Genomic DNA, 26,877 nt, shown 5'->3' on the forward strand with positions numbered 1-26,877 from the left:
GCCGTCAAGTGGAGGAAGTGTACGCACGGGTGATCGGGGCCCCGTCGGCGCGGTTGTCCCCCTGGTCGTCCCTTGGTCGTCCCTTGGTTGTCCGTGAACTTCCCCGGAATTGTCCGTGATCGGTAACGGACGGATCCCGGGGCCGCCGTTGCCCGTCCTGCCATGCGAAGGTCGGGCGAGCAACTGCGGGAAAGTGGGGCGGACATGGCGCGGCACGGTGCTGGGCGGGGCTGGTACGGCAAGGTCGTCGGGGCGGCCCTCGGGGTGACGATCCTGGCCACCGGCGCGTCGATGTGGACCGCGCAGGCCGGTGCCGTCGGCTCGTCGCCGAAGGCGAGCGCGCCCGCGAAGCCGGCCGCGGTGAAGCCGGTGGACGTGACCATCGTGCACGCGTCCGACAAGGGGGCGCGCGGCGTCAACATCACCATCGACGACGGACCCGACCCGGTGTGGACGCCGCAGGTGCTGGACGTGCTCGCGGAGTACGGGGTGAAGGCCACGTTCTGCATGGTGGGGACGCAGGCGCAGGCCCACCCGGACCTGGTGAAGAAGGTCGTCGCGGCCGGGCACCGGCTGTGCGACCACTCGGTGTCGCACGACACCACCATGGACAAGAAGTCGCAGGCCTACCAGTCCCAGCAGATCCTCGACGCAGAACGCATGATCACCGAGGCGTCGGGCGGCGTACGCCCCATGTACTACCGCGCTCCCGGCGGCGCGTTCACCCCGTACAGCCGTCAGCTCGCCGCCTCCCGCGGCATGCGCCCGCTGGGCTGGAACGTGGACACCAAGGACTTCGAACGCCCCGGCACGGAGGCCATCGTCACGACGGTCCAGCAGGAGATCGCCAACGGCCCGACCCTCCTCTTCCACGACGCCGGCGGCGACCGCTCCCAGACCGTGGCGGCCCTCCGCCAGGTCTTGCCGTGGCTGAAGGAGCAGGGGTACAGCTTCGGCTTCCCGGTGCGCTGACGTTCCCCGTCCGTTGACGCCGGACCGCGTCCGGATAAGCTCACCGCCCTGGCATGGATCTGCCGTCCGACCTGGGGGGATTGTGGGCTCAACCGTTGTCGTTCCCGTACCGCGAAGATCTTTCGGCGCGCTGCTCGGCGTCGTGCTGCTCGCCGGTGGCGCCGTCGCCTGTGCCGGCGACGCCGGTAGCCGGTCCGCCGAAGCGGCGCCCACGAAAGTGGCACCCGCCGCGGCCGTCGCCCAGGCGATCGACGCGTCCCAGGACATCGCCTCCCTCCACTACCGGGTCGTCGGGACCCTGCCGTCGACGGGCCGTCTGAAGGCCGAGGCCTCCATGAGCGTCAAGCCGGCGGTCATGCGGATGACGATGAGCGCCGACGACTACAAGGGCGGCGCCGTGCGGCTGGCGGTGCGGTTCCTCGACGAGGCCATGTACGCCAGCAGCAACCGTCTCCCCGCCGAGAAGCTGAAGGGCAAGAGTTGGTTCGGCGCCGCGCCGGGTGTGTGGGGACACAACGTGGACAACCAGTCCTTCGGTGTGCTGCCCGACGAACTGCAGCCGAGCCCCCTCGTGCAGTCGACGATGATGAGCGCGTCGAAGGACGTGCGGGTGATCGGCACCGAGACGGTCGACGGGGCCCGGACCACGCACTACAAGGGGACGGTCCGCTACGACGACATGACCACCGCCACCCAGCGCGCTCAGGTCTACGGGCTGCACGCCGACGACCCGATCACCATGGACCTGTGGGTCGACGCCGACGGCCGCACCAAGCAGTTCCGGGTGCGGGCCGACCATCTCGACGCGGCGACCCTCACCGTGGCCGGGTCCCTCGACCTGACCTTCACCTACCTCGGCATCGACCGTCCGGTGACCGTCAAAGCCCCGCCCGCCGCCGACACCCGCTGGCTGGGGGACGCGCGGGAGGGCTGACCCGCGCCACCCCTTACGGAGTCATGACGTACCCGCGCGCTCCCCTGGCGTCGCGCCGGTGCGGATCTAGCGTGGCCGTATGCGTGTACTGGTCACCGGCGGTGCCGGGTTCATCGGGTCCCAGATTGTCGCGGCGCTGAGCGCGCGCGGGCACGAGGCGGTCGTGTACGACATCCGCGCCGACTCCGGTGCCGATGTGCGGGACCCCGACGGTGTCCGGCGGGCGTTGCGCGGTGTCGATGCCGTCTGTCATCAGGCCGCCATGGTCGGGCTCGGCAACGGGGTCGCCGATGCTGCGGACTACGTCTCCCACAACGACCTCGGGACCGCTGTGCTGCTCGCCGCCATGGCGGAGGCGGGGGTGCGGCGGCTGGTGCTGGCCGGGTCGATGGTCGTGTACGGGGAGGGGCGGTACGAGTGTGCGCGGCACGGGGTCGTGCGGCCCGGGCCGCGGGCCGTCGAGGATCTTGACGCGGGGCGGTTCGAGCCGCTGTGCCCGGTGTGCGGGGCCGAGCTCGTGCCCGGGCTCGTCGGTGAGGACGCGCCCGTCGATCCGCGGAACGTGTACGCCACCACCAAGCTCACCCAGGAGCATCTGGCCGCCTCCTGGGCTCGGTGCACCGGTGGTTCGGCGGTGGCGTTGCGGTATCACAACGTGTACGGGCCCGGGATGCCGCGCGATACGCCGTACGCCGGGGTCGCCTCGTTCTTCCGGTCCGCGCTGGCGCGCGGTGAGGCGCCCCGGGTGTTCGAGGACGGGCTTCAGCGGCGGGACTTCGTGCATGTGCGGGACATTGCCGCGGCCAACGCGGTTGCGCTGGAGGCGGGTTCGGGTTCCGGGGTACTCGTCTCCTACAACGTCGGCAGTGGTGAGCCGCACACCGTCGGGGAGATGGCGCGGGCGCTCGCGGACGCCTGCGGTGGGCCTGCGCCGGTTGTCACCGGGGAGTATCGGCTGGGGGATGTACGGCACATCACCGCGGACTCGGGGCGGCTGCGGGGGGAGTTGGGGTGGAAGGCGGAGGTTGGGTTCGGGGAGGGGATGGCGGAGTTCGCGGGCAGGAACGGTGGGTGAAGCCGGTTTTCGTCTGCGGCTTCGTGGGGGCTGGTCGCGCCCACGCGGCGGAGCCGCACATCGATACAGCCCCGCGCCCCTTAGGGCGACGGTCGTGCCGGAATCACGAAGTGGCCGCCGGCAATGTCACCTCGAAGCGGCAGCCACCCGGGATGTTTTGTACGGTCGCCTGCCCCCGGTGTGCCTCCACGATTCCCCGCACGATCGCCAAACCCAAGCCCGCCCCCGCCGGAGGAGTACGGGCGTGGCTGCCGCGCCAACCCGTGTCGAAGACTCGGGCGAGGTCCTCCTCCGGGATACCGCCGCAGCCGTCCGTCACCGAGAGCACCACCGCGCCCTCGGGCCCCCGCTCAGCCGCGACCGCCACCGTGCCGTCGGCCGGGGTGCGGCGGATCGCGTTGACCAGGAGGTTGCCCAGGACCCGGCTCATCTCCTTGGGGTCCACCTCCACCGGCAGCTGCTCGATGCGGTCGCCCACCAGCCGTACGCCCAGCTCCCTTGCCAGCGGATCGGCGCCGGCGAGGGCGTCGCCGACCAGGTCGTAGAGGGAGATCCGGGCGTACGACAGCGGCAGCGTGCCCGCGTGGATGCGGGAGAGTTCGAAGAGGTCGCCGACCATGTCGTTGAGGCGTTCGACCTCGGTGCGGATCTGGCGGAGGTAGCGGTCGGGGTCGGCGGCGACGCCGTCCTCCAGCGCCTCCGACATGGCGCGCAGACCGGCCAGCGGGGTGCGCAGGTCGTGCGAGATCCAGGCGACGAGTTCGCGCCGGGAGGTCTCCAACGCCCGTTCGCGTTCGCGGGATTCAGCGAGGCGGGCGCTGGTGGCCGCCAACTCCCGGCTCAGCGACTCCAGTTCGGCCGTCGCCGGGACGGAGGGCGCGGCGAAGCTGCCGCCGTCCCCGAAGGAGCGGGCCGCGACCGCGAGTTCGCGGCTGCGGGCGACGACCCAGCGGCCCAGCAGGAACGCGGTGGCGAGGGAGACCACGGCCGCCATCGCCACGACCGTCGTGACCACGGTCAGGTCGTGCGGGGACAGGAACATCGCCCAGGCGACGGCGAGCGTCCCGGCCAGCATCGCCACCACGCCGACGGCCGCCACCACGGCCATGGACACGGTCAGCGAGCGGTGGCGCACCACCCGCAGGACAGCGGCTCCGGCCAGCCCGGTGCCCGCGGCGCCGAGGAAGGCGTACAGGGCGATGAGGAGGGTGTCGTTCACGATGCCTCCTCCGTGCCCGTGGGGTCGAAGCGGTAGCCCACGCCCCACACCGTCTGGATCAGCCGGGGCCGGGCCGGGTCGTCCTCGATCTTGCCGCGCAGACGGCGGACGTGGACGGTGACGGTCGACAGGTCACCGAAGTCCCAGCCCCACACCTCCCGCATCAGGTCCTCGCGGCCGAACGCCCGCCCGGGGTGCCGCAGGAAGAAGGCGAGCAGGTCGAACTCGCGGAGGGTGAGGGCGAGTTCGGCGTCGTTCTTCGTCGCCCGGCGGGCCTCGGGGTCCACGGCCAGACCGGCCGCGCCCAGCCGCTGTCCCGAGGCCGCGGGCCTGCTGCGGCGCAGCACCGACTCCACCCTCAGTACCAGCTCACGGGGGCTGAAGGGCTTGGTGACGTAGTCGTCGGCGCCGACCTCCAGGCCCAGGATGCGGTCGTCCTCGTCGCCCCGGGCGGTGAGCATGATCACCGGCACCGGCCCGTGGCCGCGCATCCGGCGGCACACCTCCAGGCCGTCCATGCCGGGCAGCATCAGGTCCAGGACGACCAGGTCGGGCCAGTGAGCGGCCGCGCGGGCGAGGGCGGTCGGGCCGTCGTCGGCACGGTCGACGACATACCCCGCGCGGTCCAGATACCCGACGACGACCTCGGCGACGGTGGGATCGTCGTCCACGACGAGGATCCGGGAGGGACCACCGTCCACATTCGGCTGCTGCTGCATACCTCCAGCCTGGCACCGGGCACCCTCCGATGCCGTGCCTGAGCGGGCCTCGGCCTCGGACGTCCGCGTTTCGTAAGGAGCGGGAGTCCGGTATGACCGATTCGCGTTCGTAGGGTGAAACCGTGACGACGACACCTTCCGACGTCGACGTGGTGCTGCCCTGCCTGGACGAGGCCGAGGCCCTGCCCTGGGTGCTGAGCCGGATTCCGGCGGGCTGGCGCGCCCTCGTCGTCGACAACGGTTCCACCGACGGCTCCGCCGACCTCGCCCGCACGCTCGGCGCGACCGTCGTGCACGAGCCGCGCCGCGGCTTCGGCGCCGCCTGCCACGCCGGCCTGACCGCCGCCACGGCCGAGGTGGTCTGCTTCTGCGACTGCGACGCCTCCCTCGACCCCGGGCTCCTCATCCCCTTCGTCCGCGAACTCCAGGCAGGCCAGGCCGACTTGGTGCTCGGCCGGCGCCGCCCCCAGGCCCGCGGCGCCTGGCCCGCGCACGCCCGCGCCGGCAACCTCGCCCTCGCCCGCATGCTGCGCCGCCGCACCGGCCTGCGCCTGCACGACCTCGGCCCCCTGCGCGCCGCCCGCCGCGAGCCCCTGCTCGCCCTCGACCTCACGGACCGGCGCAGCGGCTACCCCCTCCAGATGGTCGTCCGCGCGGCCGACGCCGGCTGGCGGATCACCGAGCACGACGTGCCGTACCTGCCGCGCACCGGCGCCTCGAAGGTGACGGGCACCTGGCGCGGCACCTGGCAGGCGGTACGGGACATGAGCCGCGTCCTCGGCGAGGCTCCGACCGCGGGGAGGGCCGTACGGTGACCACGCTGCTCGTCATCGCCAAGGAACCGGTGCCGGGCCGGGTGAAGACCCGGCTGACCCCACCGTTCACCCCCGAGGAGGCGGCCGCCCTGGCGGAGGCGTCCCTCACGGACACCCTGCACACGGTCGCGGCGACCCCGGCCGACCGCAGAGTGCTGGTCCTCGCCGGCGAGCCCGGCCCCTGGCTGCCGCCGGGTTTCGAGGTCGTACGACAGTGCGCGGGCGGCCTGGACGAACGCCTGGCACACGCCTTCGCCCAGTGCACGGGCCCCGCTCTGCTGATCGGCATGGACACCCCGCAGGTGACGCCGGAGCTGCTGACCGTGGACTTCGCGGACTGCGACGCGTATTTCGGCCCGGCGGAGGACGGGGGTTTCTGGGCGCTGGGATTGGCGACGCCCGACCCTGACCTACTGCGGGGGGTGCCGATGTCGACGCCGACGACGGGGGCGGTGCAGAGGGGGAGGCTGATGGCTGCGGGGTTGAGGGTGCGGGACCTGCCGCAACTGCGGGACGTGGACACGGCGAGGGATGCGGAGGCGGTGGCGAAGCTGGCTCCACACGGCCGGTTCGCGGCGAGGCTGGTGGGCTTCGGGGCTCTTACGCCGGGTAACTCGCTGGCTGGCGACCACCGCAACCCACCTAGGGGCGCGGGGAACTGCGCGACCAGCCCCCACCGACCTGCAGCCGACCGATGACGAGCCCACCCACGGCCCTCGCCTGGGCCACAGCCGACCCCTACGCAAAAGCCCTCCGCACCGGCCAAGGCCCCCTCTTCCTCCGCCGCACAGACGGCTGGCTCCTCCCCCTGGAAGTAGAACGCTGGTGCGCCCAAGCCGACGCAGTCGACCGCACCGTCCTGGACCACTGCGAAGGCACCGTCCTGGACGTCGGCTGCGGCCCGGGACGGCTCGTCGCCGAACTGGCCGCCCGTGCCGTCCCCTCCCTCGGGATCGACGTCAGCGAGGCCGCCGTGGCCCACACCATCCGCCTCGGCGGCCAAGCACTACGCCGCTCGGTCTTCGACCCACTCCCCGGCGAGGCCCGCTGGGACACGGTGCTCCTCATGGACGGCAACGTGGGCATCGGCGGCGACCCGCACGCCCTGCTGACCCGAGTCGCCCAACTCCTCAAGCCCCACGGTCTGTTGATCGCCGAGACGACCCCCGTGGACGTCGACGAACGCGTCCACGTCCACCTCACCGACGCCCACACCACCACCGGCGCCCCCTTCCCCTGGGCCCGCCTCGGCACCCCGGCGCTGCTCCGCTACGCACGCGGCTGGGAGCAGGAACGTCAGTGGTCGGCCGGCGGACGCACCTTCGTCGCCCTGCGCACCCGCACCGCCAGCAACAGCGCCGACCCGCCGAACAGGACCGCGGTGATCAGCAGCCAGCGCCCGAGGAAGCCGTCCGGGGAAAGCCCCGTCGCGGACCGGTAGCGCCGGTCCACCATGCCGCTGATCAGCGGGAACCAGACGAGAAGGAGCAGCCCGGACAGGGCCGCCGGTACGCGCACGTACATCACCCACTCCCGGCGCCGGACGGCCCCCAGCCCCCGTACGACCACCCGGTCCGCCACCGCGTACACCGGCAGCAGCACGAGGTCGTGCAGCAGCGCCGCGCCCACCAGCCACACCGCCACCCCGAACCAGTCGTCGGCAAACAGCCGCACCCCCGCATAGGCGGCGAGCGCGAACGAGCACGCCAGCAAAAGCAGTTGGACCGGACTACCGACAACCACCTTGCGCATCACAGGTCTCCGAACGTCAGCCGGGCCACCCACTTGGTGTTCAGCACACCGGGTGCCGCGGGCACGATGACGCGTGCCGGGTGGCCGTGGTCGGGGGACAGCTCCTCGCCGTTGACGTAGAGGGCGAGGAGGGAACGCGGGTCGGCGACCTGGTTGGCGCGCAGGGCGGCGCGGCGGAAGGCGCCGTGGCGTTGCAGCGACTCCACGAACACGTCCGGCGGATCGTCACGGTCGTAGCCGACCAGAGCCGCCAGGTCCCGCAGCCGCACCCCCCGCCACCACTGGTCCGAGGTCGACCAGCCCTCCACGCAGGCGATGGGCAACGCGGCGCTGTGCAAGGGCAGTTGGAGCAGGTCGTCGCGGCTCAGCCGGACGACTCCCGTGCGGCCGGCCACGACGAGACGCCACGCCTCCGCGCTCGTCTCGGCGGCGGAGATCCCGGCGTAGGCGGCCGTCTTGTTGATCTGGAAGCCGTTCGGGCCGCTGCCGGGGTCGCGGCCGCCGTGCGGGGCGAGGAGGGCGGTGCGGCGCAGCGGGCCGTCGACGTTCTGTCCGACGGTCGTGGCGAAGAGGAGCAGCGAGCCGCCCCCGACGAACCACAGCGCACCCCGGCGGGAGACGGTCGGCGCGGCGGGACGCGGGGAGACGAGGTCGCTGCCGGGCTCGTCCCGCAGGTGTCTCAAGGCCCGTAGTGCGGCGGGGAGTTTGAGGAGCGCGTGCGCGACGAAGGCGGCGAAGAAGACCCAGGCGCCGTAGAAGTGGAGGGGGTAGAAGGAGCCGGGGAAGATGTAGTCCAGCTGGACGTTGAGGACGCCCGTCACGAACTCGAACAGGCCGCCGCCGACCAGGAGGAGCAGCGAGATCCGCTCCAGGGCGTGGGCGAGTGATCGGGCCGGGGGCAGGGTGAAGAGCCTGGGCACGACCGACCACAGCTTGGCCAGCAGTACGGGGATGAGGGTGATCCCCAGCGTGACGTGGATGCCCTGGTTGAGGCGGTACAGCCAGTGCGGGTGGGTCGGCCAGGCGAAGAGGTAGAAGCCGAGGATGCCCTTGTCCGGGGTCTTGTCGTTCACCGGCGACAGGTCCGGGTTGTAGGCGGCGTACGAGACCAGTCCCGTCACGAACAGCACGGTGATGCCGACGAGCAGGACGAGGCCCAGCACCGAGGTGAACCAGGGACCGCGCAGCGGGCTGCGCCAGAAACCGGGGGTGGAAGGAAGCCGCGGATCGTCTCGCATGGGCCGACCGTAGGCCCGGACCACCCCAAGAAAGGGTGCGCGACCCATGACGAAACGCTGACGTCCGGCCCGGGAGACGGGTCACGGGCCGCCACCCGGCCTAGCGTTCCCGGCGTGACCCGCTCGCCCTCCCGCGCCCTCCGCCGTGATCTGTACGCCGCCGGTGCCGCGGCCCTGCTGGTGACGGCCGCCGTACTGGTCGGCCGCCACATCCAGGACACCCGCCACACGCTCTTCGTGAGCTGGCCGCCGCTGTTCGCCAACTGGGACCCGCACCTCGGCCCCGGCACCCCGGCGGCCGTCCTCGTCGCCGCCGGGACCATCGCCTACGGCCCCGCCCTCGCCACCCGCCTCCCCTGGCGGGCGCTGCTGCCCGCGGCCTGGGGCACGGCCATGGCGTGGATCTTCTCCCTCGCCCTCATCGACGGCTGGCACCGGGGCATCGCCCGCCGCCTGACCACCCGCTACGAGTATCTCCAGGTCATCGACCGCTTCGACGACATCCCGGCCACCCTGCGCACCTTCACCGACCACATCCTGCTCGGCTCCCCCGACCACTGGCCCGCCCACATCGCCGGCCACCCGCCCGCCGCCACCCTCACCTTCGTCCTCCTCGACCGCATCGGGCTCCGGGGCGGCGGCTGGGCCGGGGTCTGGTGCATCGTGATCGGCGCGACGGCCTGCGTGGCCGTCCTGGTCACGATCCGCGCCCTCGCCGACGAGACCCTCGCCCGCCGCGCGGCCCCCTTCCTGGTCCTGGCCCCGGCGGCGGTGTGGATGGGCACGTCGGCGGACGCGTACTTCGCGGCGGTCGCGGCGTGGGCGGTGGCGCTGCTGGCGCTGGCGGTCACGCGGGGGTCCATGTGGTGCGCGGGCGCGTCCGGCCTGCTCTTCGGCCTGACCTGCTATCTCTCGTACGGCCTCACACTCGTCGCCCTGATCGCGGTGGCGGTGCTCGTGCTGGGCCGCCCGCGCCCCGTCCTCCTGGTACCGCTGCTCGCCGGACTGGCCGTCGTCCCGGCGCTGTTCACGCTCGCCGGGTTCGACTGGTGGGAGGCGTACCGCCTGCTGGTGACCCGCTACAACCAGGGCGCGGGCGGCGTCCGCCCGTACGGCTACTGGGTGTGGGCGAACCTCGCCTGCACGGTCCTGATCACCGGCCTGGCGACGGTGGCGGGGCTACGGCGGACAGGCGCGGTCCTGCTACGACGGGAGGGCGACGACCGCTCCGGAGCGAGACGTCTCGCGCTCCTCGTGGCCGCCGCCCTGCTCGCCCTGCTGGTCGCCGACCTGTCCGGCATGAGCAAGGCGGAGACGGAACGCATCTGGCTGCCGTTCGCGGTGTGGCTGCTCCCGGCGTGTGCGTTCCTCACCCGGCCGCGTGCGTGGCTGATCGCGCAGGCGCTGTTGGCCCTGCTCCTCAACCACCTGCTGCGCACGGGCTGGTGATCAGTGGTCGGTCTCCAGGTGGAGCTTGAGGAGGTCGACGCCGTAGTCGTTGCCGTTGGGGGTGCGGATGATGGTGTGGATGTGCTGCTGGGTGGGGGTGCCGTTGGGGCCGCCCGAGCTGGTGTCGCCGTCCTCGTGGTAGGCGAGCGCGGACTCGGCGTCGTACTCGATCAGGACGACGGGGCTGTGGACGCGGTAGTAGAACGCCGAGTCGTCCTCGGACTCGCCGATCCAGTAGAAGTACGTGTCGTCGAGGTGCTTCTCGATGTCCCGCAGCCAGACCCGGGAGTGGCCCTCGTCGATGGTGCCGGTGTAGACCTCGACGAGGTCGAGGAGCAGCTTCTGCTGCTTGCGGTTCAGCTCCGAGGCCTTGAGGCCCTTGTAGGGCAGGACCGCGTTGTCGTTGCCCGCGCCGACGGTGAGGTTGGTGCCGGTCTTCGTCTCGGTGCCGGGGGCGGCGGTGGCGAGTTGGGTGTCGTCGAGCGAGCGCAACAGCTTCAAGCCGGCGGCGGTCTCCTCCCTGAACAGGTGGTAGTCGACGCCGTCGTACGTGATCTTCGTGGGCTCGGAGCCGCGGAAGGTCGGGGTGGCGACGACCTGGTCGCCGAGGACGAAGTAGTTGATGACCAGGTGGTGGCCCTCGAACTGGAAGCCCCAGGGGTCGGTCGCCGACGGGGTACCCATGATCGTGAACCAGTAGGCGTCGTAGTTGAGCGCCTTGGTGGTGTCGCCGCTGTTCTCGCCGAGGAAGTGGTTGAGCTTGCGGATCTGGGTGGCGTTCTCGAGTCCGCGCGCGGAGAGGGCGGCCTTGAGCAGCTTGATCGCCAGCTTGTACTGCTTCTCGGTCATGTCGCGCAGGGCGACACCGTCGCGGTCGTTGGAGTCGACGTTCGTCCAGTCGAGCCACTGGTCGGCGTCGATGTCGAAGAGGGTGGCCGACTTCTGGTCGTCGGTGAGCGAGTCGACGAAGGCCGCGGCCGCGCGGACGACGGGGGTCGTGGAGACGCCGGTGCGGTGGATGGCGTACAGGTCGTCGATGACGGTGCCGTCCGTGGTGACGCCCACGAAGTCGTCGTACGCGATGGTCTGCCCGAAGCCGCCACCACCGCCGGGCGGCGGGCCGGACGGGGTGGCGCTCGCCGTGGCGTCGGCGGTGGCGTCGGACGTCGTCTCGGCACCGGCCTGGCTGGCGGCGTAGCCGCCCATGACAGCGACGGCGGAGACGCCACCGGCGAGGAGGGCCTTGTTCATGAACCAGCGGCGGGAGCGGTGCTGGGCGGGGGTGCGGGGCTTGTGTCCGTGCGATGAGTTGACCATGGCGGTGACGATTTCGTCGACACTTAAAGCCAACGTGGCAGGGACCTGTGGATCGCCTGGGAGGCGGTTCAGCTCGAGAAGGCGCCGCGTGCGGTTGCGTCTATGAACGTGGTGAAGGTGGCGGGGGCGACGCGGAGGTGGCCGAGGGTGGGGTGCTTGGAGTCGCGGATGGCGATGTGGGTGGTGGGGATCGGGGCGACTTCAACACAATCGCCGCCGGTGTTACCGCTGTAACTGGACTTACGCCACGGAGAGTTGGTCAGGTCCGGAGTGCTGCCCATAACGTTCCTCCAGTACGCGCTTGATCAGTTCCGCCGAATCCTCCACGGAGAGCGCGGCTGCCTGCAAGCTAGCGTAACGAAGGGTGGCCTCTCGAACCGTTTCCGGGCTGGCGGTCATGTGCCCCGAGATCACGTCCTCGGTGTAGACGAGATCGGGGTCCTTGTCGAAACGCAGCAGGTTGAACGAGCCGACCAGGTTGGCGTGTTCACCGATCCCGAACGGCAGCACCTGAATCCGCAGCCACCGCCTCCCGCCAAGGTCCAACAGGTGGCGGAGTTGCTCGCGCATGACCTCCACGCCGCCGATCTCGCGACGCAGCACTGCCTCATCGAGCACCACCAGCAGCAGCGGCGGCTGTTCGCGCTCAAGGATGCGCTGCCGCTCCATACGGGCCGCGACCTGCTCATCAAGCTTCCCCGGGTTGCCGGTAGCAAGCACGGCGCGTGCATACGCCTCCGTCTGCAACAGCCCGTACACCACCTGACACTGGTACGTGGAGATGTACGTCGCCTTGGCCTCCATCGCAGCGTACGGCTGGAACCAACTCGGCAACTGGCTCTGCAACACCAGCCCCACCAACCCCGAGAAGAACCCCTCCGTCCCCAGCGCCGCATCCACCCGTTCGCTGAACTCCCGCGTCGGCACCTTCTGCGCGCACTCGATCTGGCCCACCAGCGACCCCGTGCAGAAGATGATCGCCCCCAGCTCGTTCAAGGTCAGCCCTGCGCTGTCGCGGCGCCGCCGCAACTCGTAGCCGTAGTAGTCCAGCGGGGACGCGCTGGGATCAAGGTCTCGGCGGACGTGTGCCATGGGCGGTCACCCCTCGCATGCTCGGCTCATAGCCGAGAGTAACCGCCCGACTCCACTCGGGTGACGGGAATCACCCAACTCGCTCAGCCCCAGATCGCCTTGCGCATGTCGACGCGCGATGGTCGCCCGGGGATTGTCGTCCTGTTGTCGGCCACCCTCCCCGAACAACACCGGAACAACAGCCGAGCAACGTACCGTTGGTTGACTGCTTGACCAGACGGGCACACACGGTGTTCGTCCGCGGCCCTTCGCACTACCCAGAGTCGCCCAGGAGGGCCCACCCCGGTGAACTCCCGTCACGGACACGAGATGCGGTTCGGCGTACTCGGCCCCGTAGAGGTGCTGAGGGACAACGTTGCCCTGGAACTGGGGCCGCGCCAACGGCGGTTGCTGCTCGTCCGGCTGCTCATCGAGGACGGCCGGCCCGTCTCGCAGGACACGCTCCTCAACGACCTGTGGCCGACCGACCGTCCCACCGGCGCCGCCTCCTCCGTGCGGGCCCACGTCAGCAGGCTACGCGCGGCCCTCGACCCGGTACGGCAGGGTCTGCTGGTCAGCGGCCCGTCCGGGTACGCCCTGAAGGTGCCGCGCGAGGCCCGGGACACCACGCTCTTCGAGGAGGCGGTGGGCCGGGCTCGCGACGCCCTTCGGGGCCGCCAACTCACCATCGCACGGCAGGAGATCGACGCCGCGCTGGCATTGTGGCGGGGCGAGGCGCTGGCCGAGGCCGGCGAGCACGCCTTCGCGATCCGGGAACGTGCCCGGCTCGACGCCGCCCTCGACGACGCGAAGGAACTGCGGGCCACGATCCTGGTCCAGCAGGGGGAGACGGAACTGGCGATCGACGTCGCCGAGGGCCTCGTACTGAAGGCACCGCTGCGGGAGACGTCGTGGGCGCTGCTGATGCGGGCGCTGTACGCGGCCGGGCGGCCGGTCGAGGCGCTCAAGCAGTACGAGCGGTTCCGGGACATGCTGGCCACGGAGCTCGGCCTCGACCCCAGCTGAGGGACCTGCACACGGCGGTGCTGCGCCACGACGTCGCCGTACTCGGTACGGCGGTGACGGGGGCGTCGCTGCCACCGGGGCCCGCCGTCACCGTGCGGCGCCCGCGGCCCGCCCCGTTCGTCGGCCGGGCCGCGGAGACGGCGCGGCTGGACGTGCTGCTGGCGGCCGGGGCCGCGGGGCGGCCGCAGTGGGCCGTGGTCGACGGGGAGCAGGGGGCGGGCAAGACGCGGCTGCTGGACGAAGTGGCCGCGCGGGCGGCGGCGGCCGGGTTCACAGTCGCCCGTACCCGGGCCGGTCAGGCGCTCAGCGGCAACCGCGGCATCTCGCAGACCTGCCCGACCGTGCAGCTGCTCGACGCGCTGCGGCAGGACGGCAAGGACTCCGCCGAGGACGAGGTCGCGCAGAAGGACCCCCTCGCCACGGTCGTCGATGAGCTGACGCAGGGGCCCACCCTGGTCGTCGTCGACGACCTCGACCGGGCGCCGCAGGGTTTCCACCGACTGCTGCGGCGGCTGTCGCAGGTGCTGCGGGAGGCCCCGGTGGTGTTCGTGTGCACCCTGCGCAATCCCGACGCGCCCGTCTCCAGCGTCCTGCTCGCGGACCTGGCCCTGCTCGGCGCGACCTGGCTCACCCTGGAGCCGCTGACGCTCGACGACGTGGCCGAACTACTGGCCGCACAGGGCGAGTTCGCCTCGCCCGCCGAGGTGGCGGCGCTGCACCGGCGCTCCGAGGGGCACCCCTTCACCCTCGTCGACCTGCTCGCCCTGCCGCCCGGCCGGCGTACCGGCCCGGACGCCCAGATCCCGGCCGCCGTCCGCAACATCCTGCATGCGCGGCTGCTCGAACTGCCGGACACGGCACGGACGATGCTCGCCTTCGCCGCCGCCGACGGGGAGTGGCTGGACGTCAGCCTCCTCGCCGACGCGCAGGGGCTGGCGCCGGACGAGCTGCTGCCGCTGATCGACGCCGCCGTCACCGCCCGCGTCCTGGTGTGGGACGCGGAGCCCGGCACCGCCGACACCACCGGCACGGGCCGCTACCGGCTGCCCGAACTCCCCCGCGACGTCGTGCTGAGCACCCAGACCGCGTCCGCCCGGCAGCTCCGGCACGCGGCCCTCGCCCGCGAGCTGGCGCGACGGGCCGGTGACGAGGCCGTCGTGGAGCGACTCGCCCGGCATCTGCGCGCGGCGGGCCCCATGGCTCCGGACATGTCACCGGACGTGACATCGCCCGGCGTTACTCCCCACTCTCCTCATCCCAGGAGTCCGCGATGAGCACCAAGACAGGACCCCAGCGTTATCCCGGCGCCAGCCGCGCCAACTGGTACCAGGACGACTTCGGCGGTGACCCCATGGAGGTCAACGTCGTCGTCCTGCACACCACCGAGGGCCGGACCCTGCCCGGCTACGAGGGCGGCGCCACCGCCCCCAACCTGACGGCGGTCCCGGACCTCGCCGCCAAGAAGCTGAAGTGGTACCAGCACTTCGACATAGAGACCTCCTCCCGCGCCCTGGTGAACCTGCGGGGCGGCGTCGAGACGAACACCCTGAACGTCTGCCAGGTCGAACTCGTCGGCACCTGCGACCCCAAGACCCAGAAGAAGTGGATGGGCGCGGGCCAGGCCCACATCTACTGGCCGGAGGCCCCCGACTGGGCGCTGGAGGGCGTCGCCAGGTTCCTGTCATGGATGCACGAGCAGCACGGCGTACCCCTGTCGGGGCCGAAGGAGTGGCCCGCATACCCGGAGTCGTACGGCAGTGGCGGCCAGCGGTTCACGGCGGCCGAGTGGACGGACTTCAAGGGCATCTGCGGGCACATGCACGTGGCCGAGAACGTCCACGGCGATCCCGGTGCGATCGACTTCGCCCGGCTGCTGAAGCACGCCAAGGCCGACCTCGACGTGGACGACGACGACACTCCGGGCGGCACCGGCTCCACCACCACCCCGGCCAAGCCCAAGATCCCCGCCTTCCCGGGCCGCAAGTACTTCACGGCGGGCGCCGCCAACGCCCATGTCCTCGCGCTCGGCAAGCAGTTGGTGAAGCGCGGCTTCGGCGACCACTACAAGGTCGGGCCCAGCAGGACGTGGGGCGAGGCGGACCGGCTCAACGTCCGGGACTTCCAGAAGTCCCGCAAGGAGCTGCGCGGTGACGCGGACGGCACGCCGGGTCCGCTGACGTGGCGGCTGCTGTTCTCGTAGCCCTTCGACGGCTGTCGGTTCCGTGAGCCCGCGGTGAAGCATCGCGGGCTTCGCGTGAAGGATCACGGGACCGGCCCGGACGCCAACTCCCGGTGATCCCGGGCCGGTTACGACCAAGCTCGCTGCATGACGACGCGCGCAGGGCGGCCCCGCCCGCGGTACTCCCCCACACCTCCTCCCGGCGTACGGCCAGGTCGACGACTCCACGATCTTCGACTCGGCCTACTTCAAGGTCCAGATCAAGAAGTCGCAGTCCGGCACGGACCCGGCCGGGTTTTCGGCGTCCGCAATCTTGACCGGCACCTCCGTGGACCCTTACGTTCCCGTCTCGGTAAACGGTTACTACCAGATTCCCGTCCACCGAGAAGAGGTCGCTCAACGATGAGAGCTTCAGGAGAGCCGGGCTCCCCGTCCCGTCGGCGCGTCCTCAAGGGCGCGGCCGTCGCCGCCGGAACGGCGGTCGTGGGCCTGACCGGAACCCCCGCCCACGCGTCCGGCCCCCGCGACTGCGCGGCCACCGCCCGCATGGGCGCCAACGCCATCACCCTGTCGGTGACGGACGGCGCCCTGAGCTGGTCGGCGACCCGCGAGGGCATGACGGTGATCGGCACCTCCGCCCTGGGATTCACGCTGGCCGACGGCACGGTCCTCGGCAACGATGTCATCGTCCTGGACGGCGACCGCGACACCGTCCATCGCACCTGGTCCCCGGTCTACGGCCGCAACGCCACCGTCACCGACCACTACCAGGAACAGCGCTGGCGCCTGCGGGACGCCGCGACGGGCATCCGGTTCGGCGTGCAGATCCGCGCGTACAAGTCGGGCGTGGCACTGCGGTACGTCCTGTTCGGCACCGGAACGGCCGTCATAGCCGACGAGTTGACGACGTTCGCCTTTCCGGACGGCACCACGGTCTACAGCGCCCGGGACGAGGACGCGTACGTGCCCGTGGCCCCCGGCGCGATCCCGGTCACCGGTACCTCCACCACGGACAACGGCCCCCTCACCGACCTCCCGTTGACCGCCACGCTCGCCGAGGGCCTCATAGCCTGCGTCTGCGAGTCGGCGCGCCTGAACTACCCACGCCTGATGCTGAGTTCGATGGAGGGCGACGGCAACACCCTCTCCGCGTACCTCATGGAGCACACAGCCCGCGGCACCGGCGAGGTGGAACCGACCTCCACGGTCACCACGCCCTTCGCCACTCCCTGGCGGGTGCTGGTCACGGGCTCCACCCACGCCGAACTCATCGACAACGCCGAGCTGGTCCTGAACCTGGCCCCGCCGAACGTCCTCCCCGACACCTCCTGGATCAAGCCGGGCAAGGTCTTCCGCTGCGAACTCACCACCGCCGCGGGCCTCGCGGGCGTCGACTTCGCGGTGGCCCGCGGCATCGACTACATCGAGTACGACGCGGGTTGGTACGGCCCCGAGTTCACCACGGTGGACGCGACCACGCCCATCGCCGCGATCGACCTGCCGTCGGTCATCTCGTACGCCACGAGCAAGTCCATCGGCGTCTTCCTCTACGTCAACCGCCTGGCCCTGACCGACGCGGACGCCCTCTTCGCGCTCTACAAGAGCTGGGGCGTCACGGGCATCAAGCTCGGCTTCATCAACGACGGCACCCAGTCGATGACCGACCGGATCACGGCGTGGGCGCGCACGGCCGCCGAGCACGAGCTGCTGATCGACATGCACGACGACGTCCGCCCGGCGGGCCTGGAGCGGACGTACCCCAACTACCTGAGCCTGGAGGGCGTTCGCGGCAACGAGCAGTTCCCGACCGCCACGCACAACGTGACCCTGCCCTTCGCCCGCAACATCGGCGGCCCCCTCGACTACACGATCTGCTACGGCCAGTCCCGCAACAAGACGACCAACGCCCACCAGATGGCGATGGCGGCGGTGTACTACCAGCCCCTCAACTTCCTTTTCTGGTACGACAAACCGTCGAAGTACGCGACCCCCGCGAACTGGCCGGGCCTGCCGTGGTTCAACGCGATCCCGACGACCTGGGACGAGAGCAGGGCGCTGGCCGGCCGGATCGGCGAGTACGCGGCGGTGGCCCGCCGCCACGGCACCACCTGGTACCTGGGCGCGATGACGAACGAGACGGCGAGAACGCTGTCCCTCCCGCTGACGTTCCTGACCCCCGACACGCCATACACGGCGACGATCTACGCGGACGGCACCCCGGGCACGAGCCCGTTCCGCACACCGGTGGTGGTGAGCAGCGTGAGCGTCACGTCGAAGACCACGCTGGAGGTGGCGATGGCCGCGGCGGGCGGCCAGGCGGTGATGTTCACGCCTTAGGCGGGAGGCTCCGGCGCCACACCTCCAGCGCCTCCTCCGCCGCCCCCGGCGCGACCAGCAGCAACGGGTCGCCGTACGAAGGGAGTTCGGGTACCGCCACCGCGCCCGCCTCGCGGGCGATCAGGAGGGCCGGGAGGCCGTCGACGTGGTGGAAGGAGCCGATCGCTGCGGCGGTGGCGCGGCCTGCCGCTACCTGGGCCAGGGACAGGGCCGTGGAGCCCATCACGCGGGCCGTGCAGTGGCGGTCGGCCAGGTCGGACAGGAGGGCGTCCAGGCCGGGCCAGTGTTCGTGGGCCGCCCACTCCGTGAGAAAGACGTGGCCCGTGAGGGTGTTGTGGGAGGCCGCTTGGATCGGGGTGCCGTTGAGGTGGGCGCCGCGGCCCCTCAGCGCCGTGAACGTCTCTCGGCGCCAGGGGTCCGCGACCACGCCGAGGAGGGGGGTGCCGTCGGGGGCGGCGAGGCCCAGGGAGAAGGAGCACCAGCCGATGCCGTGGGCGTAGTTGGTGGTGCCGTCGACCGGGTCGACGACCCAGTGCGGGGCGTCGGGGGCGCCCTCCGTGACGCCGTACTCCTCGCCGACGATCCCATGGCCGGGGAAGGCCGCCGCGAGGGTCTCGCGGACGTGGCGCTCCACGGCCTCGTCGGTGTCGGTGACGATGTCGGCGGGGCCGTCCTTCTCCCGGACCGTCTCGGGGCGGGGGCGGCAGATCAACTCCGAGGCGTCAGCCGCCAGTTGCGTCGCCACCGACAGGGCTCGGTCCAGGTCCACGCGGGTCGTCATCTCACTCCGCGTTCCGGGTCGCCATCGGGACCACCGCCGTCAGGATCTCCTGCACCCGGTCCGCGATGTCCGCGCGGTCGTTGAGGACCCAGGAGATGTGCTGGGCGCCGAAGAAGGCGGAGACGAGGACGCGGGCCGTGGCCTCGGGTGAGGTGCCCGCGGGGAGCTGGCCCGCCTCCTGGGCCTGGCGGAGCCAGACCGTGAGGGACTCGGTGTAGCCGAGGTAGGGCATGGGCATCTCGGCGCCGATCAGGGACCGTTCGATCTGGAGGCGGGCGCCGGCCTGGACCATCGTCTCGTCGCGGAAGGCGCGCGCGGTGCGTTCCAGGAGTTCGGTCACCGCCCGCAGCGGGGTGAGGTCGGCCTCCTCGACCTCCTGCCCGATGACGCCGAGCCGGTGGTAGAACTCCTCGGCGCAGGCCTGCGCGAGGGCCTCCTTGTTGGCGTAGTGGAAGTAGACCGCGCCCTTGGTCACTCCGGCGAGTACGGCCACGTCCTGCACGGTCACCGCGGGGAATCCCTGGGTGGCGAACGCCTCGGCCGCCGCGTCGAGGACCTGCCCGCGGGTGCGCACGGCCCGCTCCTGCTTCAGGCCCGTGTCCCGGTGGCGGGGGGCGGTGTCCCGGGCGGGCCGGGACCTGGCTGCGCTGCGTTCCACGGCCATGCTGTCCATCCTCTGGCGTTCCTTGAAATATACCTTCGGGAATGTATTGTAAGTGGCGGCTCGACCGGCGGAAGTCCTGTGCCGGTGTTGTGCCGGTGTTGCTGTCTGCGTGAATCATTCACTGGGGGTTCAGACCATGCATCAGCCTGTCGTCACACCTGTCTCCACGCCCATACGCGCCACGGCCGGCTCGACCGCCGTACGAGCGGAATCCCATGGTCCGCTGCTTCTCGCGCCGGGCCCGGAGGCCCCCGCACCCCCCGCGCACCCGCAGCTCAGCTACCTCCAGCCGGTCCCGCGCCACATGGTGCACCGCGCCGCGATCGCCGAGGTCTTCCTCACCGACGCCGTCCGCACCGACGAGCACTCCTTCCTGGTCGCCGCCCAGTGGCCGCGCGACCACGCCGTCTACTCGCCGGGCAGCGACGGCACCAGTGACCCGCTGCTCTTCATGGAGACCATCCGCCAGGCCCTGGTCTACCTCGCGCACGCCTACTACGACGTGCCGCTCACCCACCGCTTCATCGGCTTCGGCTCGGAGTTCGAGATCACCGACCCGGCCGCCCTGCGCATCGGCGGCGAACCGGTCCCGGTGGTCCTGGAGGCCGAGTGGGTGTGGGTCGGCAACCGTCCGCCGAATCGATTCGGCATGCGGCTCGAAGTCGTCCTCACGGTCGGCGGCCGGACCTGCGGGCGCGGCGCGCTGCACGTCGTCGCCGTCGACGACAAGCGGTACGCCATGCTGCGCGGCCGGGGCGCCAAACCGCGCGGTGTCGCCGTCACCGGCCCGGCCCCGCGCGCACTGGAGCGGGTGCACCCGGCCGCGGTGGGCCGGCTGCGCGCCAAGGACAGCGTGCTGGTGCGCGAACACACCGACACACCCTGGCAGTTGCTCATCGACGTCGAGCACCCGATCTTCTTCGACCACCCCAGCGACCACGTCCCGCTGATGGTCACCCTGGAGGGCTTCCGCCAGCTCGGCCACCTCCTGCTGCACCCCGGCGACATGGCCCGCGGCGCCGGGCACGGCCTGCTCGGCATGGAGGTCGACTGCCAGGCCTTCGGCGAACTGGACGCCCCCATCGACCTGGTGGTGCGCGAGCGGCAGCCCGACACCGCCTCTGGCACCACCCGGCTGACCCTGGACGCCGTACAGAACGGCGCCTCGGTCGCCACCTGCCGGACCCTGTGGGGCGCCCAGGCCGATCACGTGGATCACAGGGTGCCCGTTTCCTCTACGGCCTGACGCCCGTCCACCGCGTCCCACAGCCCCCGTACCCGCTCGGCCAGTCCGCGCCGCTCCGGATCGGGGGCCGTGTAGTACGCGCCCACCAGGATCACCACGGCGAGATCGGCCAGCGACTCGGAAGACAGCGGTTCCGTGACGCCGTCGTCGCCCTCGGCGGCCAGCGCCCTCAAGTCGGCCGGGAGCCGCGGGGTTTCGGGCGCCGACTGGGCCTCGTCCATCACCAGACGCAGCGCCGCGTTGAACCGTACGTCCGACTCCACGCGCTCCGCGAGGGCGCAGCACAGGGCACGCAACTGCTCGTTCGCCGGGAGGTCGCTGTCCTTGTGCCGGGCGAGGAGTTCGTCGACGACCTGGTCGAGGTGCTCGGTGAGCGCCCGCGCCAACTCCTCCTTCGAGGCGAAGTGGGCGTACAGGGCGCCCTTGGTGAGCCCGGTGCGGGCCGCCACGTGCTGGAGGTTGGCGCGCGGATAACCGTGCCGGACGAACTCGGCCGCGGCGGCGTCGAGGACCAGTTCATGGGTGCGCAGTGAGCGCGCCTGTTTCGCCATCACGGGCCCCTTCGGACGGTTGCCTCGAATAATACCTTCTTGAACGCACTTTTTTTACCTGATCCTGACAGAGATGACTAGGAGCAGTCACATGCCCCCCACCTCCGCAACTGCCATTGCCGCCGCACACGCCCAAGCCGCCGACCGTGAGGGCCGGTTGGCACCCGAGGTCGTCGCCGCGCTCACCGCCACCGGCCTGGCCCGGCACTTCGTGCCCCGCCAATGGGGCGGTACGGAAGGGACGTTCACTGCCCTGCTGCACGAGGTCGCCGCGGTCGGCAAGGCCTGTACGTCGGCCGCCTGGGTCGGCATGCTCTGGGCCGCGCACGGCCGGTTCGCCGCGCTGCTGCCCGAGGAGGGGCAGCGGGAGCTGTGGGGTGCCGATCCCGACGTACGGATAGCGGCGGCGCTGATGCCACCCGCCGGGCGGGCCGAACCGGCGCCGGGCGGCTGGCAGTTGACCGGCAGCTGGGGGTGCGTGAGCGGCGTCGGCAGTGCGCAGTGGGTGCTGGTCGCCGCGCCCGCGGGGGACGGGGAGACGCGGGTGTTCGCGGTGCCGGGCGCCGCCGTCGACGTACTCGACACCTGGGACGCCACCGGACTGCGCGGCACCGGAAGCCACACCGCGGTCGTACGGGACGCCTTTGTCCCGCACGAACTCAGCTTTCCCCTGGCGGAGTTGATGCGTGGGGCCACCGCCCCGCGCCTCCCCCGCTGTCACACCGCACCGGCTCAGCTGGCCGGTGGGCTGATGTTCTGCGCGCCCGCGCTGGGCGCGGCCCGCCGGGCGCTGGCGGTGTGGTCGCAATGGGCGGCCTCCAAGGCGCCCGGCAGTGGGCGCCCGCAGTACGACAGTGCGGCGGTGCGCGAGACGCTCGCCGTGGCCTCGGCCCACATCGACGCGGCCGGCCTGCTCCTGGAGCGGGCCGCGCACCGCGCCGACACCGAGCCGGTCACCCCGGCGCTCGTCACCGGCAACCAGCGGGACGCGGCCGTGGCCGCCGGCCTCCTCGCCGACGCCGTGGACCGGCTGTTCCGCACCGGCGGCGCCCACATCCGCGACGCCTCCGGCGAACTCACCCGCCTGTGGCGGGACGTCCGCACGGTCGCCTCGCACGGTGTGCTCCGCCTGGAACCGGTCGCCGCCGCCTACGCCTCCACCGCGCTCGCCGCGGCGGACCGGGCGAGCACGGCCTCCCGCTCCGCGTAGAACCCGATCTTCCAGTCCAGGTAGCGGAGCGTGGCGGCGAACTCGGCCGCCCGCGGCCGCAGCAACTCCCGGTGCGCTTCGAGCAGTTCGCGGCGGGCGGCGATGGTCGGGTCGCCCGCCCGGTACAGCTCGACGTAGTGGTTCATGTCGGCCGGGGACATCCCGGTGCTGCGCAGGTGGTTGAGGAACTCCAGCCAGCGCAGATGGATCGGGCTGTAGGCACGCACCCCGTACGGGTCCTCCTCGGCGCCCTCGATCAGCCCCTGCCGCTCGTACCAGCCGAGGGTGTCGGCGTCGAGGCCGCTGATGCGGACGACCTCCTCCAGGGAGTAGGTCTCGGCGTGGGTGGTGACGTAGGCGGTGGGGCGCTTGCGGTCGTAGGCGGCGTACTCGGTGGTGGTGCCGGTCGTCGTATGCGTCGTCGTACCGGTCGTGGTGTCGGTCACGGACATGGTGATCCCTCTCTGGGCAGGGTCGGGTGGCTTCAGTGGCGCCAGGACGCGGCCGCGCGGTGCGCGGTCAGGGCGGGGCGGTGCCAGGTGGGTGCGGCGGTCCGGGCGGGCGCGGGCTCCTCCGCGGCAGGCGCCCGCCGGGCCAGTTCCAGCAGTACGGCGGTGGCGGCGGCGAGTTCCTCGGGCGACGGGTCACCGCGCTCCACCCTGAGCAGGGGCGCCTCGGTGCCGCTCATACCGGCTGGTTCCCGTGCTTGCGGGAGGGCAGGTCGGCGTGCTTGGCCCGGAGCATGGCGAGCGAGCGGACGAGCACGACCCGGGTGTCGCGGGGATCGATGACGTCGTCGACCAACCCGCGCTCGGCGGCGTAATAGGGGTGCATGAGCTCGGACTTGTACTCCTTGATACGACGCTCACGCACCGCCTCCGGATCATCGGCGGCCGCGATCTCCCGCCGGAAGACGACGTTGGCGGCACCCTCCGCCCCCATCACGGCGATCTCGTTCGTGGGCCACGCGAGGGCGAGGTCGGCGCCGATGGAGCGCGAGTCCATGACGATGTAGGCGCCGCCGTAGGCCTTGCGCAGCACCAGGGAGATGCGCGGCACGGTGGCGTTGCAGTACGCGTACAGCAGCTTGGCGCCGTGCCGGATGATCCCGGCGTGCTCCTGCCCGACGCCCGGCAGGAACCCGGGCACGTCCACGAGCGTGACCAGCGGGATGTTGAAGGCGTCGCAGAACTGCACGAACCGCGCCCCCTTTTCGGAGGCGGCGATGTCCAACACCCCTGCGGTGGCGGCGGGTTGGTTGGCGACGATGCCGACGACGTGCCCGTCGAGGCGGGCGAGCCCGCACACCAGGTTGGCGGCCCAACTGGCCTGCACCTCAAAGAAATCCCCGTCGTCGACGATCTCCTCGACGACGCGATGGATGTCGTACGCCTGGTTCGGCTCGGCCGGCACCAGGTCGAGCAAGGCCTCGCAGCGCCGGTCGGGGTCGTCCGAGGGCGTTTCGTAAGGCGGGAGTTCACGGTTGTTGGCGGGCAGCAGGGACAGCAGATGCCGTACGTCCTCCAGACAGCTCGCCTCGTCGTCGTAGGCCGCGGCGGCGACGCCGGAGACATCGGCGTGCACGTCGGCACCGCCGAGGCCGTCCTGGCTGACCTGCTCGCCGGTGACGGTGCGGACGACGTCGGGGCCGGTGATGAACATCTGGGAGATGCCGCGGACCATGAAGACGAAGTCGGTGAGCGCGGGCGAGTAGGCGGCGCCACCGGCGCAGGGCCCGAGCATCACGCTGATCTGCGGGAGGACGCCGGAGGCGGCGACGTTGCGGGTGAAGATCCCGCCGTACCCGGCGAGGGCGCTGACCCCCTCCTGAATCCGGGCGCCCGCCCCGTCATTGAGGCTGACCAACGGCGCCCCGGCGGCGAGCGCGAGGTCCATCACCTTGTGGATCTTCGTGGCGTGGGCCTCGCCGAGGGCACCGCCGAAGATACGGAAGTCATGGGCGTAGACGAAGACGGTCCGCCCGTGCACGGTGCCCCAGCCGGTGACGACACCGTCGGTGTAGGGCCGCCGAGCCTCCAGCCCGAACCCGGTGGCCCGATGCCGCCGCAACGCCTCGACCTCGGTGAACGAGCCCGGATCGAGGAGGAGTTCGATGCGCTCCCGAGCGGTGAGCTTGCCACGCGCGTGCTGCTGGTCGGTGGCGCCGGGGGCGGGGCCTTCGTGGGCGAGCTCGCGGATGAGGTGCAGTTCGGCGAGGCGGGTGCGGGTGGTGTCAGGGGTGGTCGTGTCCGGTGGGGGTTGGGGAAGGGTGCGTTCTTCCATCACGGTCATGGGTCCCATCATGCCGTCTTTAAATTCCTTCGTGAAGGTATTTTAACGGGGCTTTGCGAAGGAAGTGGGCGAGCGGGGGGCGGGCGGGAGCGCTGTGCCGGGCTCGGGCCTGGCGGCCACGGGAGGAGCTGAGCCGCCGCGCCTCGTCCGTACCCGTCTCACGCACGGGCTTGCGGATGAGGGCGTCGCCGGCGGTGCAGGTCAGGTGGTCGTACGCGCCGACCTCGGCGAAGAGACTCCGCCACCGCTCCCTCGTCGGTGACGTCCAGCGTGAGCCCCGCGGCCTGGCCGAGCGGCCGTTTGGGCGGCGCCGCGACCCGCTGCGGGCTTGCCGCCGATGACGACGACGCGCTGGTGGTGCGGTGACGTGGACCAACCATCCCGTTCGACGGCTGCCGGGCAGGCGAACCGGCACACGGCACATGGGTTTCAGCCCCCGCCCCCACGTCGAAGACCCCGGCGCCGGGAGTGGAACCCGGGCCGGGGTCTTCGTGTTTGTGGCCGGTGCGGCGGGCGGGGGGCGTTGGGCCGACCGGCCGTCCAGGGGTACGTCGGGTACCCCTAGGCCTTGGTGTTCGCGTTCTCCGCCGACCTGTTGGTCAGGCGGGGCAGGAACACGGCCGTGGCCGCCGCCGTCGCCAGCAGCATCACCACGCTGATCACGAAGCTGGTGTCCATGCCCTGCTTGAAGTGCGAGGTGTCCGCGATCAGCGCCCCGAACGCCGCCACCGCGATGCAACTGCCCACCTGGCGGAAAGTGTTGAGCACCGCCGCCGCCGTGCCGGCCCGCTCGCCGTCGACGTTCTCCAGGATCGCCGCCGTCAGGGACGGCACCGCGAACCCGCCGCCCAGGCCGATCGGGACCAGCAGCAGCACCGGGATCCAGTACGACGTCGAGGAGGTGACCGTCAGCATCAGCAGCGAGCCCGCCGTCATCACCAGCTGCCCGATCGTCATCGGCACCCACGCCCCCTTGCGGGCCGCGAGCTTCACGCCCGCCATGTTGACGATCGAGATCAGCGCGCACATCGGGATGAACATCGCGCCGGTGCTGACCGGGGAGGCGCCGCGCACCTGCTGGAAGTACATGCCGAGCAGGAAGATCGCACCGTAGAAGACCGCGTTGATGGTGAAGCCGGCCGCGAGGCAGACGAGGACCGTGCGGTTCTTGAAGATGCTCAGCGGCACCATCGGCTGCTCGCGCCGCGACTGCGTCACCACGAACACCGCGATCGCGACCGCGGCGAGCGCCAGCGTCCCCAGCACGTCCACGCTCGTCCAGCCCGCGCGTCCGCCCTCGATCACGGCGTACGTCAGACCGGCCAGGGACGCCACCACCGACAGCTGGCCGACCAGGTCGACCGGCGCCGACCGGCGCGGCGAGGGGGTGATGCGGGTCAGCAGCGCGAGGCCGAGGGCGCCGACCGGGAGGTTGAGGTAGAACACCGCACGCCAGCTCAGCCCACTGGTGAGCATGCCGCCGATGACCGGCCCGACCGCCACGGCCACGGAACCAGCGGCCGTCCAGATCGCGATGGCCCGCGCCCGCTTGCCGGGGTCGGTGTACGTCTGCCGGATCAGCGCGAGCGACGCCGGGACCATGAGGGCCGCCGCGCCGCCCTGCACCATGCGGGCGCCGATCAGAGTGCCGAGGTTGGGGGCGATTCCGCAGGCCAGGGAGGCGACGGTGAACGAGGCGAGACCCCAGGCGTAGGCGCGGCTGGCACCGATCCGGTCCGAGAAGGTACCGGCCGACAGCATGAACGCGGCGAACATCAGGGTGTAGCCGTCGACGATCCACTGGAGGTCGGCCATCGTGCCGCCCAGGGAGTGGGAGATGGCCGGGAGGGCGACGTTGACGACCGAGCCGTCGAGGGAGATGACGAAGAAGGCGAGCAGGGCGGCGGCGAGGACGGTGGTGGGGGAGCTGGACCGGGGGGCGGCGGGCGGCGCACCGGCCGGTTCGACAGGGCGCCGGTCGGTCCGCGCGGGCCGGGTCAGGATGGCCATGGGAACTCTCCTTGGAAGGA

The 26,877-nt window shown here is 71.6% G+C and carries 26 protein-coding genes and 1 pseudogene; 13 read left to right on the forward strand and 14 right to left on the reverse strand.

Going from position 1 to position 26,877, the window contains the following annotated elements; genetic code table 11:
* Positions 1-204 precede the first annotated feature (204 nt).
* The 3 genes from IQ210_RS09865 to IQ210_RS09875 all read left to right on the forward strand — a co-directional run bounded on the left by IQ210_RS09865 (position 205) and on the right by IQ210_RS09875 (position 2,981).
* Positions 205-972, forward strand: a complete 768-nt coding sequence (locus IQ210_RS09865; protein WP_194078513.1) for a polysaccharide deacetylase family protein — start codon at positions 205-207, stop codon at positions 970-972.
* Positions 973-1,054: 82 nt separating this feature from the next.
* The gene (locus IQ210_RS09870) at positions 1,055-1,906 is read left to right on the forward strand and encodes an LppX_LprAFG lipoprotein (protein WP_322656332.1); all 852 of its coding nucleotides are present in this window, start codon (positions 1,055-1,057) and stop codon (positions 1,904-1,906) included.
* A 79-nt stretch (positions 1,907-1,985) separates the two neighbouring features.
* Positions 1,986-2,981, forward strand: coding sequence for an NAD-dependent epimerase/dehydratase family protein (locus tag IQ210_RS09875; RefSeq protein WP_194078514.1), 996 nt, complete (start codon positions 1,986-1,988; stop codon positions 2,979-2,981).
* A gap of 103 nt (positions 2,982-3,084) precedes the next feature.
* Here IQ210_RS09875 and IQ210_RS09880 read toward each other — a convergent pair whose 3' ends face one another.
* Together IQ210_RS09880 and IQ210_RS09885 are read right to left on the reverse strand one after the other, a co-directional pair.
* The gene (locus IQ210_RS09880; RefSeq protein ID WP_194078515.1) at positions 3,085-4,200 is read right to left on the reverse strand and encodes a sensor histidine kinase; all 1,116 of its coding nucleotides are present in this window, start codon (positions 4,198-4,200) and stop codon (positions 3,085-3,087) included.
* Entirely contained in the window at positions 4,197-4,919 is a 723-nt protein-coding gene (locus tag IQ210_RS09885; RefSeq protein WP_194078516.1) for a response regulator transcription factor, read from the reverse strand. The genes IQ210_RS09880 and IQ210_RS09885 overlap by 4 nt, the downstream gene beginning before the upstream one ends.
* 122 nt (positions 4,920-5,041) lie before the next feature.
* Between IQ210_RS09885 and IQ210_RS09890 the strand changes: the two genes are divergently transcribed.
* The 3 genes and pseudogenes from IQ210_RS09890 to IQ210_RS48455 all read left to right on the forward strand — a co-directional run.
* Positions 5,042-5,734 (forward strand): glycosyltransferase family 2 protein, encoded by a 693-nt coding sequence (locus tag IQ210_RS09890; RefSeq protein ID WP_194078517.1) that lies wholly within the window; start codon positions 5,042-5,044, stop codon positions 5,732-5,734.
* Entirely contained in the window at positions 5,731-6,432 is a 702-nt protein-coding gene (locus IQ210_RS09895) for a TIGR04282 family arsenosugar biosynthesis glycosyltransferase (protein ID WP_194078518.1), read from the forward strand. The genes IQ210_RS09890 and IQ210_RS09895 overlap by 4 nt, the downstream gene beginning before the upstream one ends.
* A pseudogene (locus tag IQ210_RS48455) lies at positions 6,429-6,854 on the forward strand (class I SAM-dependent methyltransferase); the annotation flags it as partial. The gene IQ210_RS09895 and the pseudogene IQ210_RS48455, both read left to right, overlap by 4 nt.
* 176 nt (positions 6,855-7,030) lie before the next feature.
* Here the strand turns inward: IQ210_RS48455 and IQ210_RS48460 are convergent.
* Positions 7,031-7,486, reverse strand: coding sequence for a hypothetical protein (locus IQ210_RS48460; protein WP_407699690.1), 456 nt, complete (start codon positions 7,484-7,486; stop codon positions 7,031-7,033).
* Positions 7,486-8,724 (reverse strand): molybdopterin-dependent oxidoreductase, encoded by a 1,239-nt coding sequence (locus IQ210_RS09905; protein WP_194078521.1) that lies wholly within the window; start codon positions 8,722-8,724, stop codon positions 7,486-7,488. The genes IQ210_RS48460 and IQ210_RS09905 overlap by 1 nt, the downstream gene beginning before the upstream one ends.
* A gap of 114 nt (positions 8,725-8,838) precedes the next feature.
* Between IQ210_RS09905 and IQ210_RS09910 the strand changes: the two genes are divergently transcribed.
* The gene (locus IQ210_RS09910; protein ID WP_194078523.1) at positions 8,839-10,173 is read left to right on the forward strand and encodes a hypothetical protein; all 1,335 of its coding nucleotides are present in this window, start codon (positions 8,839-8,841) and stop codon (positions 10,171-10,173) included.
* Here IQ210_RS09910 and IQ210_RS09915 read toward each other — a convergent pair whose 3' ends face one another.
* The 3 genes from IQ210_RS09915 to IQ210_RS09925 all read right to left on the reverse strand — a co-directional run bounded on the left by IQ210_RS09915 (position 10,174) and on the right by IQ210_RS09925 (position 12,582).
* The gene (locus IQ210_RS09915) at positions 10,174-11,490 is read right to left on the reverse strand and encodes a DUF3500 domain-containing protein (protein WP_228047424.1); all 1,317 of its coding nucleotides are present in this window, start codon (positions 11,488-11,490) and stop codon (positions 10,174-10,176) included.
* A 68-nt stretch (positions 11,491-11,558) separates the two neighbouring features.
* Positions 11,559-11,771 carry a DUF397 domain-containing protein gene (locus IQ210_RS09920; RefSeq protein ID WP_194078525.1) on the reverse strand — a complete coding sequence of 71 codons (213 nt, stop codon included), beginning with the start codon at positions 11,769-11,771 and terminating at the stop codon, positions 11,559-11,561.
* Entirely contained in the window at positions 11,731-12,582 is an 852-nt protein-coding gene (locus IQ210_RS09925; protein WP_194078526.1) for a helix-turn-helix domain-containing protein, read from the reverse strand. Before IQ210_RS09925 ends, IQ210_RS09920 begins: the two co-directional genes overlap by 41 nt.
* A 285-nt stretch (positions 12,583-12,867) precedes the next feature.
* On the opposite strand from IQ210_RS09925, the gene IQ210_RS47165 reads away from it, so the two are divergent.
* The 4 genes from IQ210_RS47165 to IQ210_RS09940 all read left to right on the forward strand — a co-directional run bounded on the left by IQ210_RS47165 (position 12,868) and on the right by IQ210_RS09940 (position 18,103).
* Positions 12,868-13,587 (forward strand): AfsR/SARP family transcriptional regulator, encoded by a 720-nt coding sequence (locus IQ210_RS47165; RefSeq protein WP_322656333.1) that lies wholly within the window; start codon positions 12,868-12,870, stop codon positions 13,585-13,587.
* A gap of 17 nt (positions 13,588-13,604) precedes the next feature.
* Positions 13,605-14,861 (forward strand): AAA family ATPase, encoded by a 1,257-nt coding sequence (locus IQ210_RS47170; protein ID WP_322656334.1) that lies wholly within the window; start codon positions 13,605-13,607, stop codon positions 14,859-14,861.
* The gene (locus tag IQ210_RS09935; RefSeq protein WP_194078530.1) at positions 14,858-15,787 is read left to right on the forward strand and encodes a peptidoglycan-binding protein; all 930 of its coding nucleotides are present in this window, start codon (positions 14,858-14,860) and stop codon (positions 15,785-15,787) included. Before IQ210_RS47170 ends, IQ210_RS09935 begins: the two co-directional genes overlap by 4 nt.
* Before the next feature lie 381 nt (positions 15,788-16,168).
* Positions 16,169-18,103, forward strand: coding sequence for a glycoside hydrolase family 97 protein (locus IQ210_RS09940; RefSeq protein WP_194078536.1), 1,935 nt, complete (start codon positions 16,169-16,171; stop codon positions 18,101-18,103).
* On the opposite strand, the gene IQ210_RS09945 is transcribed toward IQ210_RS09940, so the two are convergent.
* Both IQ210_RS09945 and IQ210_RS09950 read right to left on the reverse strand, forming a co-directional pair.
* Positions 18,093-18,884, reverse strand: a complete 792-nt coding sequence (locus IQ210_RS09945) for an inositol monophosphatase family protein (protein WP_194078537.1) — start codon at positions 18,882-18,884, stop codon at positions 18,093-18,095. The two genes, IQ210_RS09940 and IQ210_RS09945, sit on opposite strands and share 11 nt — an antisense overlap.
* 1 nt (position 18,885) lies before the next feature.
* Positions 18,886-19,557 (reverse strand): ScbR family autoregulator-binding transcription factor, encoded by a 672-nt coding sequence (locus IQ210_RS09950; protein ID WP_194078539.1) that lies wholly within the window; start codon positions 19,555-19,557, stop codon positions 18,886-18,888.
* 127 nt (positions 19,558-19,684) lie between these two features.
* Between IQ210_RS09950 and IQ210_RS09955 the strand changes: the two genes are divergently transcribed.
* On the forward strand, positions 19,685-20,794 hold the full coding sequence (locus tag IQ210_RS09955) for a ScbA/BarX family gamma-butyrolactone biosynthesis protein (RefSeq protein WP_194078540.1): 1,110 nt from the start codon (positions 19,685-19,687) through the stop codon (positions 20,792-20,794).
* Here the strand turns inward: IQ210_RS09955 and IQ210_RS09960 are convergent.
* Entirely contained in the window at positions 20,764-21,345 is a 582-nt protein-coding gene (locus tag IQ210_RS09960; protein WP_194078541.1) for a TetR/AcrR family transcriptional regulator, read from the reverse strand. The two genes, IQ210_RS09955 and IQ210_RS09960, sit on opposite strands and share 31 nt — an antisense overlap.
* 91 nt (positions 21,346-21,436) lie before the next feature.
* Here IQ210_RS09960 and IQ210_RS09965 point away from each other — a divergent pair, with 91 nt between their 5' ends.
* On the forward strand, positions 21,437-22,555 hold the full coding sequence (locus IQ210_RS09965) for an acyl-CoA dehydrogenase family protein (protein WP_194078543.1): 1,119 nt from the start codon (positions 21,437-21,439) through the stop codon (positions 22,553-22,555).
* Here the strand turns inward: IQ210_RS09965 and IQ210_RS09970 are convergent.
* The 4 genes from IQ210_RS09970 to IQ210_RS09985 all read right to left on the reverse strand — a co-directional run bounded on the left by IQ210_RS09970 (position 22,495) and on the right by IQ210_RS09985 (position 26,857).
* Entirely contained in the window at positions 22,495-23,007 is a 513-nt protein-coding gene (locus IQ210_RS09970) for a MerR family transcriptional regulator (protein WP_194078545.1), read from the reverse strand. The genes IQ210_RS09965 and IQ210_RS09970 overlap by 61 nt on opposite strands.
* Before the next feature lie 32 nt (positions 23,008-23,039).
* Positions 23,040-23,243, reverse strand: coding sequence for an acyl-CoA carboxylase subunit epsilon (locus tag IQ210_RS09975; RefSeq protein ID WP_194078546.1), 204 nt, complete (start codon positions 23,241-23,243; stop codon positions 23,040-23,042).
* Positions 23,240-24,838, reverse strand: a complete 1,599-nt coding sequence (locus IQ210_RS09980; protein ID WP_194078958.1) for an acyl-CoA carboxylase subunit beta — start codon at positions 24,836-24,838, stop codon at positions 23,240-23,242. Before IQ210_RS09980 ends, IQ210_RS09975 begins: the two co-directional genes overlap by 4 nt.
* A gap of 570 nt (positions 24,839-25,408) precedes the next feature.
* Positions 25,409-26,857, reverse strand: coding sequence for an MFS transporter (locus tag IQ210_RS09985; protein ID WP_194078547.1), 1,449 nt, complete (start codon positions 26,855-26,857; stop codon positions 25,409-25,411).
* Between the last annotated feature and the right edge of the window lie 20 nt (positions 26,858-26,877).

It is taken from the genome of Streptomyces justiciae, assembly GCF_015163075.1.
GTDB classification, from domain to species: Bacteria; Actinomycetota; Actinomycetes; order Streptomycetales; family Streptomycetaceae; genus Streptomyces; species Streptomyces justiciae.